Origin of the sequence: Aeromonas sobria (genome assembly GCF_050266975.1) — a bacterium.
Classification (GTDB): Bacteria; Pseudomonadota; Gammaproteobacteria; order Enterobacterales; family Aeromonadaceae; genus Aeromonas; species Aeromonas sobria_B.
In genome coordinates, this window is the sequence record NZ_JBKISU010000011.1 from 50,603 (window position 1) to 69,855 (window position 19,253).

The 19,253-nt window shown below is 63.6% G+C and carries 15 protein-coding genes; 6 read left to right on the top strand and 9 right to left on the bottom strand.

What is annotated here, in order from left to right; translation table 11 throughout:
- Positions 1–224: 224 nt before the first annotated feature.
- The 4 genes from nrfD to nrfA form a co-directional block, all read right to left on the bottom strand.
- On the bottom strand, positions 225–1,178 hold the full coding sequence (gene nrfD, locus ACLHZ1_RS08260; RefSeq protein ID WP_427261683.1) for a cytochrome c nitrite reductase subunit NrfD: 954 nt from the start codon (positions 1,176–1,178) through the stop codon (positions 225–227).
- Between the two features lie 178 nt (positions 1,179–1,356).
- On the bottom strand, positions 1,357–2,037 hold the full coding sequence (locus tag ACLHZ1_RS08265; protein ID WP_427261684.1) for a 4Fe-4S dicluster domain-containing protein: 681 nt from the start codon (positions 2,035–2,037) through the stop codon (positions 1,357–1,359).
- Complete coding sequence (nrfB, locus tag ACLHZ1_RS08270; RefSeq protein ID WP_427261685.1) at positions 2,034–2,627, bottom strand: cytochrome c nitrite reductase pentaheme subunit; 594 nt, start codon at positions 2,625–2,627, stop codon at positions 2,034–2,036. The genes ACLHZ1_RS08265 and nrfB overlap by 4 nt, the downstream gene beginning before the upstream one ends.
- A gap of 51 nt (positions 2,628–2,678) precedes the next feature.
- Positions 2,679–4,124, bottom strand: a complete 1,446-nt coding sequence (nrfA, locus tag ACLHZ1_RS08275; protein WP_427261686.1) for an ammonia-forming nitrite reductase cytochrome c552 subunit — start codon at positions 4,122–4,124, stop codon at positions 2,679–2,681.
- 442 nt (positions 4,125–4,566) lie between these two features.
- Between nrfA and ACLHZ1_RS08280 the strand changes: the two genes are divergently transcribed.
- Positions 4,567–6,135, top strand: coding sequence for a transglycosylase SLT domain-containing protein (locus tag ACLHZ1_RS08280; protein WP_427261687.1), 1,569 nt, complete (start codon positions 4,567–4,569; stop codon positions 6,133–6,135).
- An 86-nt stretch (positions 6,136–6,221) separates the two neighbouring features.
- Here the strand turns inward: ACLHZ1_RS08280 and ACLHZ1_RS08285 are convergent, their stop codons facing one another.
- Positions 6,222–6,980: an SDR family NAD(P)-dependent oxidoreductase gene (locus tag ACLHZ1_RS08285; RefSeq protein WP_427261688.1), complete on the bottom strand. Its 759-nt coding sequence runs from the start codon at positions 6,978–6,980 to the stop codon at positions 6,222–6,224.
- A gap of 521 nt (positions 6,981–7,501) precedes the next feature.
- Here ACLHZ1_RS08285 and nfo point away from each other — a divergent pair.
- The gene (gene nfo / locus ACLHZ1_RS08290) at positions 7,502–8,344 is read left to right on the top strand and encodes a deoxyribonuclease IV (protein WP_427261689.1); all 843 of its coding nucleotides are present in this window, start codon (positions 7,502–7,504) and stop codon (positions 8,342–8,344) included.
- 106 nt (positions 8,345–8,450) lie between these two features.
- Here the strand turns inward: nfo and mfd are convergent, their stop codons facing one another.
- Both mfd and ACLHZ1_RS08300 read right to left on the bottom strand, forming a co-directional pair.
- Entirely contained in the window at positions 8,451–11,921 is a 3,471-nt protein-coding gene (mfd, locus tag ACLHZ1_RS08295) for a transcription-repair coupling factor (RefSeq protein ID WP_427261690.1), read from the bottom strand.
- A gap of 101 nt (positions 11,922–12,022) precedes the next feature.
- Positions 12,023–12,598 (bottom strand): PilZ domain-containing protein, encoded by a 576-nt coding sequence (locus tag ACLHZ1_RS08300; protein WP_408792998.1) that lies wholly within the window; start codon positions 12,596–12,598, stop codon positions 12,023–12,025.
- Positions 12,599–12,960: 362 nt separating this feature from the next.
- Here ACLHZ1_RS08300 and ACLHZ1_RS08305 point away from each other — a divergent pair, with 362 nt between their 5' ends.
- The 3 genes from ACLHZ1_RS08305 to lolE are packed head-to-tail and all read left to right on the top strand — an operon-like array spanning position 12,961 to position 16,221.
- Positions 12,961–14,241, top strand: a complete 1,281-nt coding sequence (locus ACLHZ1_RS08305) for a lipoprotein-releasing ABC transporter permease subunit (RefSeq protein WP_427261691.1) — start codon at positions 12,961–12,963, stop codon at positions 14,239–14,241.
- A gap of 40 nt (positions 14,242–14,281) precedes the next feature.
- Positions 14,282–14,980, top strand: coding sequence for a lipoprotein-releasing ABC transporter ATP-binding protein LolD (lolD, locus tag ACLHZ1_RS08310; RefSeq protein ID WP_408793002.1), 699 nt, complete (start codon positions 14,282–14,284; stop codon positions 14,978–14,980).
- Entirely contained in the window at positions 14,980–16,221 is a 1,242-nt protein-coding gene (lolE, locus tag ACLHZ1_RS08315) for a lipoprotein-releasing ABC transporter permease subunit LolE (RefSeq protein WP_427261692.1), read from the top strand. Before lolD ends, lolE begins: the two co-directional genes overlap by 1 nt.
- A 99-nt stretch (positions 16,222–16,320) precedes the next feature.
- Here lolE and yfbR read toward each other — a convergent pair whose 3' ends face one another.
- Together yfbR and ACLHZ1_RS08325 are read right to left on the bottom strand one after the other, a co-directional pair.
- A complete protein-coding gene (yfbR, locus tag ACLHZ1_RS08320; RefSeq protein WP_041996925.1) occupies positions 16,321–16,911 on the bottom strand; it encodes a 5'-deoxynucleotidase in 591 nt (196 codons plus the stop codon).
- Between the two features lie 86 nt (positions 16,912–16,997).
- Positions 16,998–17,432 (bottom strand): YccF domain-containing protein, encoded by a 435-nt coding sequence (locus tag ACLHZ1_RS08325; RefSeq protein ID WP_041996928.1) that lies wholly within the window; start codon positions 17,430–17,432, stop codon positions 16,998–17,000.
- 440 nt (positions 17,433–17,872) lie between these two features.
- On the opposite strand from ACLHZ1_RS08325, the gene tig reads away from it, so the two are divergent.
- Positions 17,873–19,183, top strand: a complete 1,311-nt coding sequence (gene tig / locus ACLHZ1_RS08330; RefSeq protein WP_427261693.1) for a trigger factor — start codon at positions 17,873–17,875, stop codon at positions 19,181–19,183.
- The last annotated feature ends 70 nt before the right edge of the window (positions 19,184–19,253 follow it).

Below are 19,253 nucleotides of genomic sequence, written 5' to 3' on the forward strand. Positions count from 1 at the left end.
AAGCGTCTGCACAGCACCGGCGCTGGGGGATAACATCCACACTCTTGGAAACAAACCAGCGCCAGTCCCCCGAGGGCGGCTGGCGCTGGTGATCATACTTTTAAACAACCGTCATCTGGCCGGCATACGAGGATGACGCAGCATCAGACAGCAGCATGCCCATCAGGGTCATGCTGCAAGCCGACGTCGTATGGTCGCTTTTGCTACAAATCATGGATTTCCCCTTATACAACCGTCATCTGACCGGCATAGAGCACGAAGTAGCGCAGCAGCAGGATCCCCACCAGGGTCAGGCTGCACACCAGTACCAGATGACCGTTTCGCTCCCGCAGGGGCGCCGGGGTCAGCAGGGCCAGCAACTGGGGCAACAACATGCCGATCCCCACCACTCCGAGCCAGAACACCTGGGCCCAGAAGCCGCTGCCGATGGCGGCCCACATGGCCACCTCCTTCTGGCCGCCACCGAAATAGAGCCCGGTAAAGAAGCAGACCAGCAGCAACACCTCCACCGCCAGCACGGGGCGCTCGAAGCGGTGCACGAAGCTCACCCCCTGGCTGTGATGGTTCTCCTTGAACAGGGTGACCGCCAGCAGGATGGTGGCGGCGATACCGGAGCTGATGCCGGAGACCAGAAACAACACAGGCAGCACAGGGTTGTTCAGGAGCGGATAGGTCTTGAGCGCCGAGAGCAGAAAGCCGGTGTAGGCCCCCAGCAGCACGGCGAGCAGCAGCAAGAGCGGCGCCAGCAGCCGCTCGAAACGGGCCAGCATGGCGATCAGCCCATCCACAAAGGCGAACTTCTCTTTCAGCAACCGGCCGCGCAGGGTCTCGATTTCGGAGCGAAACACCACCCCTAGCCAGGCAAACAGCACCGCCATATAGAGCTGGAACAGCATGACCCCCATGGACATCACTGAGTCGAATTGGTAGTGGAACATCAGCTTCCAGAAGGTCCAGGGTCGGGCCAGATGGAAGATGAGGATGAGCAGCCCCAACACGACGCTCACCGGCGCCAGAATCGCAGTCGCCTTGATGATGCCGCTCTCGCTGCCGGCCCCCTTGCGGCGCAATAGCACAGAGAGGCTGGTGGCCCCGGCCGAGATGCCGAGCAGGAAGAGATAAATTGCTATGGGCCAGTCCCAAACGAGGGAGGGGAAGTGAAATGCGTCATGCCACATGATCCATTCCTCCTTCTGTTACTGCGTTAGATGGCGAGCGGGCAAATCCCCAGACGAGGGAGGGGAAGTGAAATGCGTCATACCACATGGTCATTCCCTCCATCGGTGATTGCCGGGGTAGATGGCGATGGGACAAGTCCCCACACCCGCGAGGGGAAGTGAAATGCCGCTTGCATGGTCATGACGTTATCTCCCCTTTGGGCACGCGGTACATCTTGGGCGAGGTGCCGAGTGCCTGCTTGTAGCGATAGGTGGTCTCCTTCACCAGCCGCTTGGCGATGGGGCTATTTGGATCATCCAGATTGCCGAACACCAGTGCCTTGGTGGGGCAGGATTCTACGCAGGCCGGCTCCTTGCCCGCCACCAGGTTGGTCTTGCGGCAAAAGTCGCACTTGTCGGCGACCTTGGTCACAGGGTTGATGAAACGCACCTGATAGGGGCAGGCGGCGAGACAATACATGCAGCCGACGCACAAGTCCGGATCCACGTCGACGATGCCATCCTCCTTGCGGATATGGGAGGCGCCGGTCGGGCAGACATGCACGCAGGGGGCGTTGTCACAGTGCTGGCAGGATTTTCGAAAGAAGTGGTACTCGGCGTCAGGAAATTCACCGACGGGACCGGAGCGGAGGATCTCGAGGCGCGAGACCCCTTGTGGCACCTGGTTCACCTCCCGGCAGGCATCCATGCAGGCGGTGCAGCCGATGCAGGCCGCCTCGTCATGGAGCATGCCAAAGCGCACCCCGTCTATGGTCTGGCTGTGGGCCAGGATGGCCGCGCCGGCGCGCACCGGGCCCGTCATCATGATGAGGGCACCCGCGCTCATCCCCGCCATAAAGTCACGACGAGAGCAGCTCATGGTGCCTCCTTGCCCGCATTGGCCTGCAGGGCGGCCGCCTTGGCTTGATGCTGCTTGCCGTGGCAATCGACGCAGATCTTGATGCGGGATTTTTCGGTTATGCCCACCATGGGCTCCTTGGCCGGGTGCAGCGCGTGACAGCTGGTGCAGCTGAGCTTGGTGGCGTGCACGTCGTGGGCCCAGAGCGCCTCGCGCAGGGGTTTGGGCTCGTGGCAGCTCATGCAGACCCCGTTCTGTTCAGCGATGGGGTAGGTCTCCTCGCTCTGCTTCTCATTGAAGCTGTCGCTAAAGCGCATCACGTCCTTGACCCCTTCCCTGTGCTGGGGGGAGGGCTGGCCGTGGCAGTTGGTGCAGGTGACCGGTGCCAGGTTGTTGGGATTGGTCGCCTGGCCGTGCTTGCCGTGCATCCCCTCGCTCTGCTCCTTGTGGCAGTCGGTACAGGCCTTGTCGGGGCTGCGCAAAAACTCCACTTCATGTGTTGCAGGTACCGGCGCGGCCGTCTGCTCGGGGGCCGCCTGGCCCTGCAGGCTGGTCAGCAGCATGGCCGCCATCAGCATCAGTCGTAAGAAATCCATCGTTAAATCACCCATAGGAAGCCTCCATCCGATTGCGGGCCCGACTCGGCGGGCCCGCAAATCTCGTTACTGTGCGAGCCGTCCGGCCGCTTTGGCCTCGGCATCCCAGGCGGGGACTGTGGTCTTGAGGAACTGGGCCTTGTCGCTGTTCATCTGCTTCATGTCCATGCCAAGGGCGGCCTGGGCCTTCTCCTTGCTGGAGATGTCGGGAATGGCGATCTCGTGGCTGATCCCCTTGGCGGCCAGCAGGCGTGCCAGCCTGGTGCGGGCGTCGGCGGCCTTGTCGAGGGCGGTGCCCAGCATGCGCAGCGCCACTTCCGGGGCGTGCATCTGCACCCCGTGGGAGGCGATGGAGAAGTCCCAGCGCCATTGGGCGTGACGGATGTCCTGCAGAATGTCTTTCATCTCGGCCTCGGTGGCGCCGGCATCCCAGGCCGCCTTGGCTTCAAAGTGGGCGTGCACCAGCTGCTTCTCGACTTTGAGCTTGATCTCGGTGACGGCATCCTTGCGCTGCTGGACTATGCCTTGCAGCATCTCCTTGCTCTGGGTGTGGCAGTTGCGGCAGGTCTGCTCGAAGCGATCGAAGGGGTTACCCACCTTGTGATCCGTGTAGACCTTGCCCTGCTCGTTCTGCACCTTGGGCATGTGGCAGTCGACGCAGGCGACGTTGTTCTGGCCGTGAATGCCGGCGCGCCAGGTCTCGTACTCGGGGTGCTGGGCTTTCAGCATGGGGGTCTTGGAGAGGGCGTGGGTCCAGTCGGCGAAGCCTATCTCGTCGTAATACTGCTCCATCTGCTCCACCGTGGTGCCCTTGCTCCAGGGGAAGGTTACCGCCTTGGTGGGGCCGCTGAAGTAGTACTCCACGTGGCACTGGCCGCACACCTGGGACTGCTGATCGAAGCGGCCCTGCTCCTTGAACGGCTTGCCGATGGCGGTCATGGCGCGGTCGGCATAGGGGCGGGAGAGGTGCAGGGCGGGCTTGCCCTCCTTGAACTCCTGCGAAGCGGTGTCGTGGCAGTCGGCGCAGCCGATGGTGTTGACAATTTCTGGCCCACCTTTTGCCCACATCCCCTTGAAGTAGCCATCCTCGCCTTTTTCATCGATGACGCGGGCCACGTCCGGGCCTTTGCAGCTCCAGCAGGCCATGGGCAGGGGGCCATCCTCGGCGGTTTTGGGGGCACCGGTGCGCAGGGTCTCCCGCACGTCGGTCAGGGCATAGAAGTGGCCGCGGGGCTTGTTGTAATCCTTGGCGAAGGCATAGCCGCCCCAGAGCACCACCATGTTGGGGTCTTCCGCCAGGGCGTCGGTGCGATCCTTGCTCTCGCTGGTGGCCTTCCAGCTGCTGAACTGATCGGCGTGATCCTTGGCGAACAGCTCGCTGCGTGTTTCTATCTTGCCCTCGGGCTGTTTGGACTGCGCCTCGTCTGCCTGCGCCGGGGCGCAGAGCAGGGTTGTCATCAGCAGGGCGGCGAGGCCCAGCCTGGTTGGTATCTTGTATGAACTCACGATCATCGCTCCCCAATAAAATACGTAGCAAAACCTGACCCTTGCCATCCATGACGTGGACACCAGTCTTCGCGTGTGGCGGGAGCAGGCAAACTGAACTCTTGTTATGAATGGAATCAATGAGATTCCACGATTGCTCGGCAGGAATACTACATAATGGGTAAAGGAAATGATGATTTATCGAGGTCGGTTTTGCGCTAGATCAATTCCCGTTGGCGCCAGATGGTAAAAGTGAGATCTCACGCCAAAATCCGAAGAAAAAGCGCCCCGTCTCTGGCCAGGCATGGGTGTCTTTTCAAAGGCTTTCCCCAAGGAGGGCCTTGTCCGGCTCTGCCTCTCTGGCCTGGCCATATCATCTGGTTATTGCCACCCCGGATAGATCAAACGCAATGGGCTAAGTGGCGCATCTGGCGGCTCTACACTCAATAAAATGAGTGAGGTAAACACGATGAAACGCTGGTGCTGGTTGCTTGTCCTGAGCCTGCTTGCCTCGTTCCCCGCCTGGGGTGAGCAAGGGGGGGAAACAGAGAAAGATGAGCGCGAGGCGCTCTCCTTTACGACCCAGGAGCTGGCCCAGCCCTGGCTGGGGGATCTGGATGCCATGCTGGAGCGACGCACCATCAGGGTGCTGACCAGCTACAACAAGACGGGGTACTTCATCCATAAAGGGGTGCAGCGGGGCGTCACCTATGACGCCTTCATGGCGCTGGAGCGCCGCCTCAACGAGCAGCTGCGCAAGGAGAAGGCCATCAAGCGCCATCTCAAGGTCCATGTCGTCTTCATCCCGGTGGCCCGGGAGGCGCTGTTCACCTCCCTCACTGCCGGCAAGGGGGACATAGCCGCCGCCAACCTCACCATCACGGACAAGCGCAAGCAGCAAGGGGTGGCGTTCACGGATCCCCTGCTCGAGAACGTGCGCGAACTGCTCGTCTCCGGCCCTCACTCTCCCAGGGTGGAAAGCGCCGCCGATCTGGGGGGCAAGACCGTCTTCGTTCGCCCCTCTTCCAGCTATTTCGAGAGCCTGCTCGCCTATAACCAGGCGCGCAAGGAGGCGGGAGAGCCCCTCATCGACATTCAGCCCGCCTCCGAGGCGCTGGAAGATGAAGATCTGGTGGAGATGGTGAACGCCGGTCTGCTGCCCTTTATCGTCATGGATGATCACAAGGCCCGCTTCTGGCAAAAGATCTTTCCCGAGATAACTCTTCATGAAACCCCTGTGTTCAGGGAGGGAGGCACCATCGCCTGGGCGGTACGCAAGGAGAGCCCGCAACTGCTGACCATGCTCAACGAGCAGATCAAGGCCCTGCGTGGCAAGGCGACCGGCGACGATCTGCTGGCGCGCTATCTCAAGCAGAACAAGTTCGTCAAGAGCGCCGCCGCCGAAGCCGAACGGAAAAAGTTTGTGCAGGTGGTGGATCTGTTTCGCGAGTACGGCGAGCGTTATGACATGGACTGGCTGCTGATGGCGGCCCAGGGCTATCAGGAATCGGCGCTCAACCACAAGGCGCGCAGTCACGTCGGCGCCATCGGCATCATGCAGATCATGCCTGCCACCGGCAAGGGACTGAAGGTGGGTGACATCCGTCAGCTTGAGCCCAATATCCACGGCGGCGTCAAATACATGCGCTGGATGATCGATCACTACTATGCCGACGAACCCATGACGGCGCTGGACAAGGCGCTCTTCTCCTTCGCCTCCTACAACGCGGGCCCGGCCCGGGTGGCGCGGCTGCGGGCCGAGGCGAAAAAACAGGGGTTGGATCCCAATGTCTGGTTCCACAACGTCGAGTACGTGGCGGCGCAGAAGATAGGCGCCGAGACGGTGACCTATGTCGGCAACATCTACAAGTACTACATCGCCTACAAGCTGGTGATGGAACAGCTCACTCACAAGGATCAGGCCATCACCACCCTGGAGCAGCATGCCGAGGCGCTGGATGAGGCCTCATCCGGGGCTGCTCCGACCGAGGCCGCCGCCACGCCCAAAGCGGCACCCCCTCAGCCTGCGGCGCCCTGACGATGTCATGAAAACAGTGCCTCGATTGAAAAGAGGTGCCGATGGGCACCTCTTTTCGCTGAGGATGGCCGCATGGCCCCCATCTATCAGATGAACATGCCGCCGGACACCTCGATGCGCTGGGCGGTGATCCAGCGGCAATCCTCCGCCAGCAGGGCGGCGATGGCGCCCCCTATGTCATCGGGGCGGCCGACCCGGCCCAGGGCCGTCTGGCCGGCAAGATAATCGTTCACCCCCTGATTGTCGCGCACCACACCGCCGCCAAAGTCGGTCTCGATGGCGCCCGGGGCCACCACGTTGACGGCGATCCCCCTGGGGCCCAGCTCCTTGGCCAGATAGTGGCTGAGCACCTCTATGCCCCCCTTCATGGCCGCATAGGCGGCGTAGCCCGGCAGGGCGAAGCGGGTCAGGCCGGTGGAGAGGTTGACGATGCGCCCGCCATCGCGCAGCAGCGGCAGCAACTGCTGGGTCAGGAAGAAGGTGCCCTTGAGGTGGATGTTCATCAGGGTATCGAACTGCTGCTCCGTGGTCTGATCGAAGGGGGCATTGATGCCGATGCCGGCATTGTTGACCAGATAATCGAACCGGGTCTGCTGCCACTGCTGTTGCAGCAGTTGATGCACCTGCTCGGCAAAGGACTGAAAGCTGGCGCTCTCGCCCACATCCAGCATCAGGGCGTGGGCCTTGACGCCGAAGGCGCGGGCGGCCTCGACCACCGTCTGCGCTTCCTGTGCCTGGTGGCGGTAGGTGATGATGAGGTCGACCCCGCGGGCGGCCAGGGTGAGGGCCGTGTTGCGGCCAAGGCCGCGGCTGGCACCTGTGATGAGGGCAATGGGATTGGGCATGATGGACTCCTGGGTTGAGGGATGGGGGTGGTGCCTGGCCGGCCTGCACCTCCCTTGGCCGGGTCAGACGCCGCGGGCCATGGACCCTGCCTATACACCATAGCCGCGATGGGACTGCGCTGGGGGCCTCTTCGGGTTCAGTCCCGGTAGCGATGGGCGTGATATGACTTCGGGGCCCTGGATCAGACGCTGTTCGACGTCATCAGCGGCAAGGCCAGCGGCCAGCTGCCCTTCGAGCTGCCCTCCAGCTGGCAGGCGGTGCAAAACCAGCCCCCGGACGTGGCGAAGGACTCAGCGAACCCGCTCTACCCCTATGGTGCCGGTCTGGCCTATTGAGGGCGAGCCCGACATCGATGATCACCAAGGCGCCTGCGGGCGCCTTTTCCATTGCCCCCATCGACAATCCCGGTTTGGCGCCTGCGGCGGGCTTGGGCATAATGACGACCCATCAGGGGGTGGCGCCCCTCGCGACCTTGACACACTCGCGAGGCGACGCGCCCAGCAAGCGCAGAGGAGACAAGATGAAATTTATCGGAGCCCACGTCAGTGCGGCTGGCGGGGTGGAGAACACCATCGCCCGTGCCCAGGCTATCGGGGCCAACGCCTTCGCCCTGTTCACCAAGAACCAGCGCCAGTGGCAGGCGGCGCCGCTGACCGCCAAGTCCATCGACGCCTTCAAGGCGGCCTGCGACAAGGGAGGCTTTCGCCCCGAGCAGATCCTGCCCCACGACAGCTACCTCATCAACCTGGGCCACCCGGATCCCGACGCCCTCGCCAAGTCCAGGGATGCCTTCCTGGACGAGATCAGGCGCTGCGAGCAGCTCGGGCTCTGCTACCTCAACTTCCACCCCGGCAGCCACTTGAAGCAGATCCCCGAGGCGGCGAGCCTGAAACTGGTGAGCGAGTCCATCAACTGGGCGCTGGAGCGCAGTGAAGGGGTGACGGCGGTGATCGAGAACACCGCCGGCCAGGGCACCAACCTCGGCTGGTCGTTCGAGCACCTGGCCACCCTGATCGACGGGGTGGAGGACAAGAGCCGGGTCGGGGTCTGCTTCGACACCTGCCACGCCTTCGCCGCCGGTTACGATCTGCGCACCCCGGAGTCCTGCGCCGCCGTGTTCGCCGACTTCGACCGCATCGTGGGGTTCGAGTACCTCAAGGGGATGCACATCAACGGCGCCAAGTGTACCTTCGGCAGTCGGGTCGATCGCCACCACAGCCTGCGGGAGGGCAACCTCGGCGAGGCGGTGTTCCACCACATCATGAACGACGCGCGTTTCGACGGCATCCCGCTGATCCTCGAGACCATAGACGAGTCCATCTGGGGCGAGGAGATACGCTGGCTGCGCAGCCTGGCCCCTTGAGGGACCAGGGATGCAACGAAGAAGAGGCCCCAATGCGGGGCCTCTTCTTTAGGGTGGTACCGCCTTGGCGCCCCCGACGCGGGTCTCGCTGCCGGGGAGCGGGCCATCAAGCGGCGTGGGCGGCGAGATCCTTGAGCAGGCCGTCGACCCGCTGCAAACGGGTGACCCTGTCCTGAGTCGGCACCTGGAAGCGCAGCCGGGTCGGACCGTCCATCTTGAACACCCTGGGCTGTTCGCTGAGCAGCCTGACCAGGTAGGCGGGGTTGACGGGGGTCTCCTGGGTGAAATCCAGATAACCGCCGCGCTCGCTCATCTCCAGACGCCTGATGCCAAGGGCCGCCGCCCGCTGGCGGAAGCCGGCGAGGTCGAACAGGGTCTTGGTGGCGTCCGGCAGCAGGCCGAAGCGATCGATCAGCTCCACCTTGAGCTCCCGCAGCTCCTGCTCGTCCGCCGCGCTGGCGATGCGCTTGTACATGGACAGGCGCATGTTGACGTCCGGGATATAGCTGTCCGGCAAGAGCGCCGGCAGGCGCAGCTCCACCTCGGTGTGCTGGCTCATCAGCTGATCCAGGGAGGGCTCCTTGCCTGATTTGAGCGCCTCCACCGCCTGCTCCAGCATCTCCATGTAGAGGGTGAAGCCCACCGACTCTATCTGGCCGCTCTGATCGTCGCCAAGCAGCTCGCCTGCGCCGCGGATCTCCAGATCGTGGGTGGCGAGCGCAAAGCCGGCGCCGAGATCTTCGAGGGACGCGATGGCATCGAGCCGCTTGGCGGCATCCTTGGTCATCAGTTTGGGATGGGGGGTGAGCAGGTAGGCGTAGGCCTGGTGATGGGAGCGCCCGACCCGGCCCCGCAGCTGGTGCAACTGGGCTAGCCCCAGGTGATCCGCCCTGTCCATGATGATGGTGTTGGCGCTCGGCACGTCGATGCCGGTCTCTATGATGGTGGTGCACACCAGCAGGTTGAAGCGCTGGTGGTAGAAGTCCGACATGATGCGCTCAAGATCGCGCTCGCGCATCTGGCCGTGGGCGATGCCGATGCGCGCCTCCGGCACCAGCTGGGCGAGGTCATTGGCGCATTTCTCGATGCTCTCCACGTCGTTGTGCAGGTAATAGACCTGACCGCCCCGTTTGAGCTCCCGCAGCACCGCCTCCCGGGTGACGGCGGGATCCTGCTGGCGCACGAAGGTCTTGATGGCGAGGCGCTTGGCGGGCGGGGTGGCGATGATGGAGAGATCCCGCATGCCGGACATGGCCATGTTGAGGGTGCGCGGGATCGGCGTCGCCGTGAGGGTGAGGATGTCCACGTCGGCCCGCAGCGCCTTGATCTTCTCCTTCTGGCGCACCCCGAATCTGTGCTCCTCGTCGACGATGAGCAGCCCCAGATCCTTGAAGGTGAGATCGGAACCCAGCAGCTTGTGGGTGCCTATGATGATGTCCACCTTGCCCTCCGCCAGCTCCTTCAAGACGCTGCTCTGCTCCTTGGCGGAGCGAAAGCGGCTCAGCACCTCCACCCGCACCGGCCAGTTGGCGAAGCGGTCGCGGAAGTTGTCGTAGTGCTGCTGGGCCAAGAGGGTGGTGGGCACCAGCACCGCCACCTGCTTGCCGCCATGGACCGCAACAAACGCGGCCCGCATCGCCACCTCGGTCTTGCCAAAGCCCACGTCGCCGCACACCAGGCGGTCCATGCTCTTGGCCTGGCACATGTCGCCGAGCACCGCATTGATGGCATTGAGCTGATCTTCGGTCTCCTCGAACGGGAAGCCGGCGGCAAACTGGCGATAGCTCTCCTTGTCGTGCTTGAAGGCGAACCCCTTGCGCGCCGCCCGCAGGGCATAGACGTCCAGCAGCTCGGCGGCCACATCGCGCACCTTCTCCGCCGCCTTGCGCCGGGCGCGGCTCCAGGCCTCGCCGCCGAGCTTGTGGCTGGGGGGGGTGTCAGAGCCGGTGTAGCGGCTGATGAGGTGCAAACTGGTGACCGGCACGAACAGCTTGTCGCCCCCGGCGTATTCCAGGGTGAGGAACTCGGTGGGCATGCCGCCGGCGTCCAGGGTCTCGAGGCCGAGATAGCGGCCGACCCCGTGATCCAGATGCACCACGGGCTGGCCCTGGGTCAGCTCGCCGAGGTTTCGGATCACCGCCTCCGAGCTTAAGTTCTTGCTCTTCTCCCGGGCGCGTTTGCTGCGGATCTTGCCGCCCAGCAGCTCGCTCTCGGTGATGAGGGCGAGCTCCTCCTGGCCGCTCTCTCGCAGCAAGAAGCCGCGCTCCAGGGGGCCGACCAGTATGCCCTGCCGGTCGCTCCCGCCGAGGAAGGCCGCCAGGCTGGCAGACTCGGGGGGCTGCTGGCCGATGCGGGCCAGCAGGTCCCGCAGCGCCTCGCGCCGCCCCTCGGACTCGACCACGAACAGGGTGCGCCCGGCAAACCCTTGCAGAAACTGCGCCAGGGCGAGCAGGGGCTGCTCCTTGCTGTGATCCAGCTGCAGCTCGGGCAGGGGGGCGAAGGGCAGATCGAACTGACCGGCGCCGCCCTGGCAGGGGGCGCTTTGCAGGCGCACGGCGCCATACTGGCCGAGGGCCGCAAACAGCTGCGCCACCGGCAGATAGAGGCGGGCGGGCTCGAGCAGGGGGCGGCTGGTGTCCCAGCGCCGCTCCTCGTAGCGTTGCTGCACGTCGTTCCAGAAGCCCTGGGCGGCCGGGTAGATCTCCCCGACCGTGATGAGGCGGGTCTGGGGCGGCAGATAGTCAAACAGGCTGGCGGTCTGCTCGAAAAAAAGCGGCAGATAGTATTCGATCCCCGCCGGCCAGCGCCCCTTGCTCACCTCCTGATAGATGGAGCCATCGGCCCGGGACAGCTCGAACAGCTCCCGGTACTGGCCGCGAAACAGCTCGATGGCCCCCTCGTCGGTGGGGTACTCCCGGGCCGGCAGCAGGCTGACGTGCTCGACGGGCTCGCGGGAGCGTTGGCTCTCGGGGTCGAACGGGCGGATGGAGTCCACCTCGTCATCGAAGAAGTCGATGCGATAGGGGTGGTTGCTGCCCATGGGGAAGAGATCCAGCAGGGAGCCGCGGGCGGCGAACTCGCCATGTTCGAGCACCTGATCCACCGCCACATAACCCGCCGTGGCCAGGCGACTCCTCAGCTGCTGCAGATTGAGGCGCTGGCCGCTTTTGACCATCAGGCTGTATTTGTCGAGATACGCCTGGGGGGCGCAGCGCAGCATCAGGGTGGAGATGGGGACGATGAGGGCGCCCCGCTGCATCTGCGGCAGCTGATAGAGGGCCTCGAGCCGCTGGGAGATGATGTCCTGATGGGGGGAGAAGGTGTCGTAGGGCAGGGTCTCCCAGTCCGGGAACAGCAGCACGGGGCAGGGGGCATCGCCTTCCTGGGCCAGCAGGTAGCGCAGCTCCTGCTCCAGGCGCAGGGCGCTCGGGGTGTCGGCGGTGACCAGCAGGGTCGGGCCCGTGCTGCTGCGGGTGAGTTCGGCGGCCACCAGGGCCAGGGCGCTGCCATGGAGCTGGCCGAGGGTGCTCTTTTGACCCGCGGTGGCGGGCAGCTGGGGTAGGGTTAGGGATCTCATCACTCTTCGTCTTGAACCTTGTTCCGTTTGCACCTGGGCCCGGGGGCGCGGTGCCGGGATCAGCCGATCGGACTGAGGTCGCGACCGGCTGGCGGGGGTTGCTAGCCCAGTCGTTCCTGGGCGCGGGCCTTGAGCTGGCGGGACTGGACGTGGAGGCTGGCTCGCACCAGCAGCTCGCGGTCTTCCTCGCGGATGCGGACATAGTCGAGGCCCACCTGCTGGCCATGCTCGCCGGCCGTGACCTCCCGGACCCGGGCGTAGCAGTAGACGGCGGCGGCCTCGTCGCGCAGGAAGATCTTGAGGCGCACCAGCTGGCCCTGGGTGGGGGCCTGGCCATGACCCTCTGCCGGATGCAGGTAGCTGAGCTGGCCCGCGCCGAAGGTCAGGGTATGAAAGCGCTGCTCAGGGTGATCCTGGGCCGCCAGCACATAGCTCATGATCATGTCTATCTTGCGGGACTGCTGGTTGATGATCTCCACCAGATCCTGCACGGCATCGCTCTGGTTGCGAATGAGCCGGGTAGCGGCCATGTCGGCGGTGCTGATGGCACTGGCGATGCGAAAGGGTTCGGGCAGTTCCGCCTCCAGGGCCTGTTCGCTCGGCAAGGGGTAGTCGCTAGGCAGGGGGATCACATTGACCGGCGTGGCATGGGTGACGCTGAAGAACTGTTCCTGCATGTAGGCTATCCCTTGTGTTCATGGATAAGTGTTCATGGATAAGTGTTCATGGATACGTTGCCATGAACAGGTGGTCATGGCGATGGACGCCGGGTCGCTATCCCTGGTTCGGGCCTGGTTCGGGCCAGTGTCAGCCGGGCGGCCGCGAGGGGCGTCAGGTGCGGCCCTTGGCGCCCCTCGCCTGCTTGGCGAGGTCGGTACTTCCCGTTCGGCCTGCCCGCTTGCCGACGGGGGCAGACAGGGGGCCATGGCCGTGGCCGGGCGCCTCCCTCGGCATCCTGTGGCGCAGCAACGCGGCTTGCGTTGAGGCGTCAACAGACCCTATTATCCGGCATCTTATTTTGTTGGCAACGTAGATATCCTTGAAGACTGGACTTTTTCAGCCCCTTTCGCTGGCCATTGGCCTGCGTTATGCAGGGTCACGGCGCAGTAATCGCTTCGTCTCCTTCATCTCCCTGTTCTCCACCTTTGGCATCGCCATCGGGGTCGCCGCCCTGATGGTGGTGATCTCCGTCATGAACGGCTTCGAGGGACAGCTCAAGGGACGCATCCTGGGGGTCATCCCCCATGTGGTACTGACGAATCAGGCTGGCCGCATCGAGGCGGATCCCCATGTGGTACCGGCTAATCAGGACGGCCGCATCGAGGCCCATCCCGACGGTCTGCCCGACCTTGCCAAGCTGCCCCATGTGGTCGCCACGGCTCCCATGCTCGACAGCGAAGGCATGCTGCAAAGCCCGGGTCAGCTGACCGGGGTGAGCGTGCAGGGCATCGATCCCGCGCTCTGGCCGAAAGAGGACATTCTGCACTCCCAGATGCTGGGGGGACGGCTCGACTCCCTCAAGGGCGGGGAGTACCAGATAGTGCTGGGGCAGGGGGTGGCGCGCCGTCTCGGCGTGGGGCTGGGGGATCCTGTGCGTCTCATCCTGACCGAGGCGACCCGCTTCACCCCCTTTGGCCGGGTCCCGGCCCAGCGCATCTTCACCGTCTCCGGTATCTTCGGGGTGGGCGCCGACGTGGATGATCAAATCGCCCTCATCGCCCTCGCGGATGCCCAGCGCCTGCTGCGCCTGCCCCCCGAGACCATCGGCGGCCTGCGCCTCTGGCTCGATGATCCCTTCGCCGCCGACGCCGTGATCAAGACCCCCTTGCCCGCAGGTTATCAATGGCAGGATTGGCGCCGCGAGCGGGGCGAGTTGTTCCAGGCCGTGGCCATGGAGAAGCGCATGATGGGGCTGATGCTGGTGCTCATCATCGCGGTGGCCACCTTCAATATTCTCTCCGCCCTGGTGATGGTGGTGACCGACAAGGAAGGGGAGGTGGCCATACTGCGCACCATGGGCATGAACGAGGCCGGTATCGTCAAGATCTTCATGGTGCTCGGCGCCTCCAGCGGGGTGATTGGCGCCCTGTTTGGTGCCCTGGCCGGGCTGGCCCTGACCCTGGGGCTGAATCCCCTGCTCAATGGGCTTGGGCTCAATCTCTATATGGCGGCGGGGGGCAGTGGCCTGCCGGTCATCGTCGAGCCCGTCCAGGTCGTGACCATCTTGCTGGGCGCCGTGCTGCTGAGCTTCAGTGCCACCCTCTACCCGGCGGCCCGTGCGGCCCGGGTCAAACCGGCGGAGGCATTGCGTTATGAATGATTCATCTTCTGTTGTTACTGGTGCAAGTGGAGCCCCTTTTATGAATGACCCCCAGTCCCGTGAGCCTCTGCTGCGTTGCCAGGCGTTGAATCATGTCTATCAGGAGGGCGAACTCCAGACCCAGGTGCTCAAGGGGATCGATCTCAGTGTCGCCCCCGGCGAGATGCTGGCGGTGGTGGGCAGCTCGGGTTCGGGCAAGACCACCCTGCTGCACCTGATGGGGGCGCTGGACAACCCCTCCAGCGGCGCCGTGCTGTTCAAGGGGCAGGATATCCACCGCTGGGACAGCCGCACCCAGGCCCGTTTTCGCAATCAGGAGCTGGGGTTCGTCTATCAGTTCCACCACCTGCTCGCCGAGTTCACCGCCCTGGAGAACACCGCCATGCCGCTGCTCATCGCCGGTGAGTCGGTCGCCAGCGCCACCGAGAAGGCGAGCAAGATGCTGGGGCGGGTGGGGCTCTCCCATCGCCTCCATCACCGCCCCTCCGAGCTCTCCGGTGGCGAGCGCCAGCGGGTGGCCATCGCCCGGGCCCTGGTCAACGAGCCCAGCCTGGTGCTGGCGGACGAGCCCACCGGCAACCTGGATCATGCCAGCGCCACCGCCGTCTACGAGCTTTTGTGCGAGCTCAACCGCGAGCTGGGCACGGCCTTTGTGGTGGTGACCCATGACTTGAGTCTGGCCGCCAAGCTCCATCGCCGGGTGACCCTGGTGAGCGGCATCATGGCGGAGGTCGCCTGATGTTCAAGCCGCTGCCCCTGTTTCTGGGCCTGCGTTACAGCCGCTCCCGCCGTCGCAACGGTTTTATCGCCTTCATCTCCGCCTCCTCCCTCATCGGCATCGCCCTCGGGGTGATGGCGCTGATCCTGGGGCTCTCGGCCATGAACGGCTTCGAGCGGGAGCTCAAGGACAGGGTGCTCTCCGTCATCCCCCACGGGGAGCTGGACTCGGTGGAGAGGCCGCTTCCCGACTGGCCGAGGCTCAGAGACTACCTGTTGGCCCAGCCCGGCATCGAGGCCGCCGCCCCCGTCATTCGCCTCAACGGCCTGCTCGAACATGGCAGCGCCCTCAAGGGGGTGCAGCTGCGCGCCGTCCTGCCCGAGCTCGAGGCCAATCTCTCCGATGCCGGCAGCTTCATGACGGGGCGGGGCTTTCGTGAACTCAAGGGCGGTGAGCGGGGGGTGATCCTCGGCAAGGCCATCGCCGACAAGCTGGGGGTGGGGATCGGCGATCCGGTCGCCATCCTGCTGCCCCAGGGTGGGGATGCGACGGGGATCAAGAATCCCAGGCGCGAGGCGCTGCACGTGGTGGGCCTGCTCGAACTCGGCGGCCAGCTCGACGGCCTGCTCGGCTTCATGCACCTGGAAGATGCCCAGGCCATCACCGCCATGGGCAAGGATGTGGAGGGCTTCAGCCTCAAGGTGGACGATGTGCTCAAGGCGCAGTCCATCACGGTGGCCGCCGCGCAGCAATTCCCCCATCACGTCTATATCCGCAGCTGGATGAACAGCCAAGGCTATCTCTATCAGGACATCCAGATGGTGCGCACCGTCATGTACGTGGTGATGCTGATGGTGGTGGCGGTGGCCTGTTTCAACATCGTCTCCACCCTGGTGATGGCGGTGAACGAGAAGCGCAGCGAGATCGCCATCTTGAAGACCATGGGGGCGAGTCCGGGCCAGATCCGGCTCACCTTCGTCATCCAGGGCATGGTGAACGGGGTGGCGGGGGCTCTGCTTGGCGCCCTGCTCGGCAGCCTGTTGTCGAGCAAGCTGACCCAGATCCTGGGCGCCATCGAGGGGGTGATCGGTCATCGCTTCCTTAACCCGGATATCTACTTCATCGACTTCCTGCCTACCGAGCTCCATGGCCAGGACGTGGTCATCGTCACCGGCGCGGCCATCCTGATGAGCCTGGCGGCCACCCTCTACCCCGCCTGGCGGGCGAGCGGTCTGGTGCCATCCCGGGAGCTGGGTCACTGATCCGCGAGCCAGGTTTGCCAAGCCTGGCAATATGCTGAAAAAGAAGGACCCGCCGGTGCAACCGGCGGGTCCTTCTGTCTTCTGGTCATTCGGACTGGCTCAGTGGGCGTTGAGCTCGTCGAGGGGCAGGGAGAAGCTGGCCACGAACACGTCGATGAAGTAGCGCATGGCCGGGCTCATGCGCGCCTCCAGCATGGCCTCGAGTCGTTTCCTCGCCGGTTCGAACTCCCGGTTGCCTGCGTTGATCTCCTCCAGGCACTTGGTATAGGCACACAGGGTGTCGGCGTCCTTGACCAGTCGGGCGAGGGCGTCGTCCTGGGCGCCGGAGTCGAGCAGGGGGCGATAATCCTCCACCAGCTCCGCCGGCAGGAGCGCCAGCAGGCGTTGCTCGGCGGCTAACTCTATCTTCTTGTATTCCCGTGCAATTTCAGGATTGAAATACTTGACCGGGGTGGGCAGGTCCCCGGTCAGCACCTCGCTGCTGTCATGGTAGAGGGCCATGACGGCGGCGCGATCCGCATCGACGCTTCCGCCAAACAAGCGGTTGTGGATGAGCCCCAGGGCATGGGCCACCATGGCGACCTGCAGGCTGTGCTCGGCGATGTTCTCCGGCTGGACATTGCGCATCAGGGGCCAGCGGTAGATGAGCTTCATGCGGGATAGGTTGGCAAAGAAGTGGCTGGGCAGCATGGTGACCTCACAAGAGAGATGAAACGGATAATGAAAAGGGCAGACCTCAGTCTGCCCTTTTTTTCCCGTCACGGCACCTGCCGGGATCAGCGGATATAACGGCCGGATTCGGCCTCCTGATTGGTGACCACCATCTGGCCGATGGGGGCCAGGGCAATCAGCGCCAGCTTGAGGTGCTGGATGCCGAACGGAATGCCGATGATGGTGACGAAGCAGGCCAGGGCCGAAGCGATATGGCCGATGGCCAGCCAGATGCCGATCACCAGGAACCAGAGGACATTGCCTATCATCCCGAGCGTGCCCGTGCCTATGTCGCCCTGACCCGTCATGCTCTTGCGGCTCACCGCCTGCTTGCCGAACGGGAAGAAGGTGAAGGTGCCGATGACAAAGCAGGAGCGGCCCCAGGGAATGCCGATGAGGGAGACGAAACAGAGCAATCCCGCCAGCCACCAGGCCAGTCCCATGATGACACCGCCGAGCAGGAACCACAGCAGATTGAACACAAAACGAAAGAAACTCATCAGTTTGACTCCAGAACCAGATAGTTTGCCACCATAGCCGCGCGGGGCAGGGGACGCAATATGTGAATGCGGCTCCCCTTGCCTCGACGGACAGTCGCGGTCGCAGCCGGGCCCGCTCGATGCCTTTTTTATGTCCTTGACGCAAAAAAACCGGACCGAGCCCAAATTATTGGCCCCTTTGCCCTTGAAGTCGGCATCCGGGCGCCCCATATCGGTCACAGAATTGCACGATTTGCCTCTCCCGAGCGCTGTTTTGCGCCGCGAAGGGCACGGATGTGGGGCTCTGCGGCTCGACGCGACCAAAGTGCGCCGCTATAATGTCGCGTCATATTTTCTCATCACAAAGACAGTCGTTGTCTTTATAAACAGGAAGACTCCGGGTCTCGACCCAGGGGCAATAAAGGGTCAGCACACAGTGCTGAGTTGAACGAGGTAAAAGAATGCAAGTTTCTGTAGAGACAACCCAAGGTCTGGAACGCCGTCTTACCATCACTGTACCGGCTGCCACCGTTGATGCCGCCGTGCGTAAAGAATTGAATGGCCTGGCCAAGACCCGTCGCATCGACGGTTTCCGTCCTGGCAAGGCTCCGGTTGCCATCATCAAGAAGATGTTCGGCGCCATGGCCCACGCCCGCGTTGCCGACGAAATGATGCAGAGCAACTTCATCAAGGCCATCATCGAGAACAAACTGAGCCCGGCCGGTGCCCCGACCATGGATCCGAAAGAGATCAAAGAAGGCCAGGATTTCGAGTTCACCGCCACCTTCGAAGTGTACCCCGAGTTCGAAGTCGCCGGCCTGGAGTCCATCAAGGTCGAGAAGCCGGTTGCCTCCGTCAAGGACGAAGACCTGGCCAACATGATCGAGACCCTGCGCAAGCAGCACGCGACCTGGTCCGAGTCTGACACCGCTGCCGCTGCCGGCATGCGTGTGACCATGGACTTCGTTGGTTCCATCGACGGTGAAGAGTTCGACGGCGGCAAGGCCGAGGGCTTCACTCTGGAACTGGGCGCCGGCCGCATGATCCCGGGCTTCGAAGACGCCATCCTCGGCAAGAAAGCCGGTGACGAATTCAGCATCGACGTGACCTTCCCGGCCGACTACCACGCCGAAAACCTCAAAGGCAAGGCGGCCAAGTTTGCCTCCAAGCTGAACAAGGTTGAAGTCCAGGTCCTGCCCGAGCTGACCGAAGAGTTCGTCAAGCGTTTCGGCATCGAGAGCGGCAACGTGGAAGATCTGAAAGCCGAAGTGCGCAAGAACATGGAGCGCGAGCTGGCCCAGGCCCTGAAAAACAGCGTGAAAGAGCAGGTACTGAACGGCCTGGTTGAAGCCAACCAGATCGATCTGCCCAAGGCTGCCGTCGAGCAAGAGATCGACACCCTGCGTCAGCAGGCGCTGCAGCGCTTCGGTGGCTTCCAGGGCGGCAACGCGCCCGAGCTGCCGGCCGAGCTGTTCCAGGCCCAGGCCGAGCGCCGTGTTCGCGTCGGTCTGCTGCTGGGTGATGTCATCCGCACCAACGAGATCAAAGCCGACGACGCCCGCGTGACCGCACTGATCGAAGCCATGGCCACCGCCTACGAAGATCCGAAGGAAGTGATCGAGTACTACCAGAAGAACGAGCAGATGCTGAACGGCGTTCGCAACCTGGCGGTAGAAGATCAAGCCATCGACCTGATCCTGTCCAAGGCGCAAGTGACCGAAAAAGAAGTGGCCTTTGACGACGTGATCAACAAGTCCGGCGCCGCTGCCTAAGAACATTTGACTTAAGGTCAAAACTGTTAAGTATAATGGCTCGTGTGATGTCCACCCGGGCCATTTTATT

What these genes read in the sequence shown, in the direction of transcription:
- ACLHZ1_RS08300 (WP_408792998.1), bottom strand. Translation starts at nt 12,598, where the DNA reads ATGCAGGAACAGTTCTTCAGCGTCACCCATGCCACGCCGGTCAATGTG.
- ACLHZ1_RS08325 (WP_041996928.1), bottom strand. Translation starts at nt 17,432, where the DNA reads ATGAGTTTCTTTCGTTTTGTGTTCAATCTGCTGTGGTTCCTGCTCGGC.
- nrfA (WP_427261686.1), bottom strand. Translation starts at nt 4,124, where the DNA reads ATGATCGTGAGTTCATACAAGATACCAACCAGGCTGGGCCTCGCCGCC.
- lolE (WP_427261692.1), top strand. Translation starts at nt 14,980, where the DNA reads ATGTTCAAGCCGCTGCCCCTGTTTCTGGGCCTGCGTTACAGCCGCTCC.
- ACLHZ1_RS08280 (WP_427261687.1), top strand. Translation starts at nt 4,567, where the DNA reads ATGAAACGCTGGTGCTGGTTGCTTGTCCTGAGCCTGCTTGCCTCGTTC.
- mfd (WP_427261690.1), bottom strand. Translation starts at nt 11,921, where the DNA reads ATGAGATCCCTAACCCTACCCCAGCTGCCCGCCACCGCGGGTCAAAAG.
- nrfD (WP_427261683.1), bottom strand. Translation starts at nt 1,178, where the DNA reads ATGTGGCATGACGCATTTCACTTCCCCTCCCTCGTTTGGGACTGGCCC.
- tig (WP_427261693.1), top strand. Translation starts at nt 17,873, where the DNA reads ATGCAAGTTTCTGTAGAGACAACCCAAGGTCTGGAACGCCGTCTTACC.
- yfbR (WP_041996925.1), bottom strand. Translation starts at nt 16,911, where the DNA reads ATGCTGCCCAGCCACTTCTTTGCCAACCTATCCCGCATGAAGCTCATC.
- ACLHZ1_RS08285 (WP_427261688.1), bottom strand. Translation starts at nt 6,980, where the DNA reads ATGCCCAATCCCATTGCCCTCATCACAGGTGCCAGCCGCGGCCTTGGC.
- nrfB (WP_427261685.1), bottom strand. Translation starts at nt 2,627, where the DNA reads ATGGGTGATTTAACGATGGATTTCTTACGACTGATGCTGATGGCGGCC.
- lolD (WP_408793002.1), top strand. Translation starts at nt 14,282, where the DNA reads ATGAATGACCCCCAGTCCCGTGAGCCTCTGCTGCGTTGCCAGGCGTTG.
- ACLHZ1_RS08265 (WP_427261684.1), bottom strand. Translation starts at nt 2,037, where the DNA reads ATGAGCTGCTCTCGTCGTGACTTTATGGCGGGGATGAGCGCGGGTGCC.
- nfo (WP_427261689.1), top strand. Translation starts at nt 7,502, where the DNA reads ATGAAATTTATCGGAGCCCACGTCAGTGCGGCTGGCGGGGTGGAGAAC.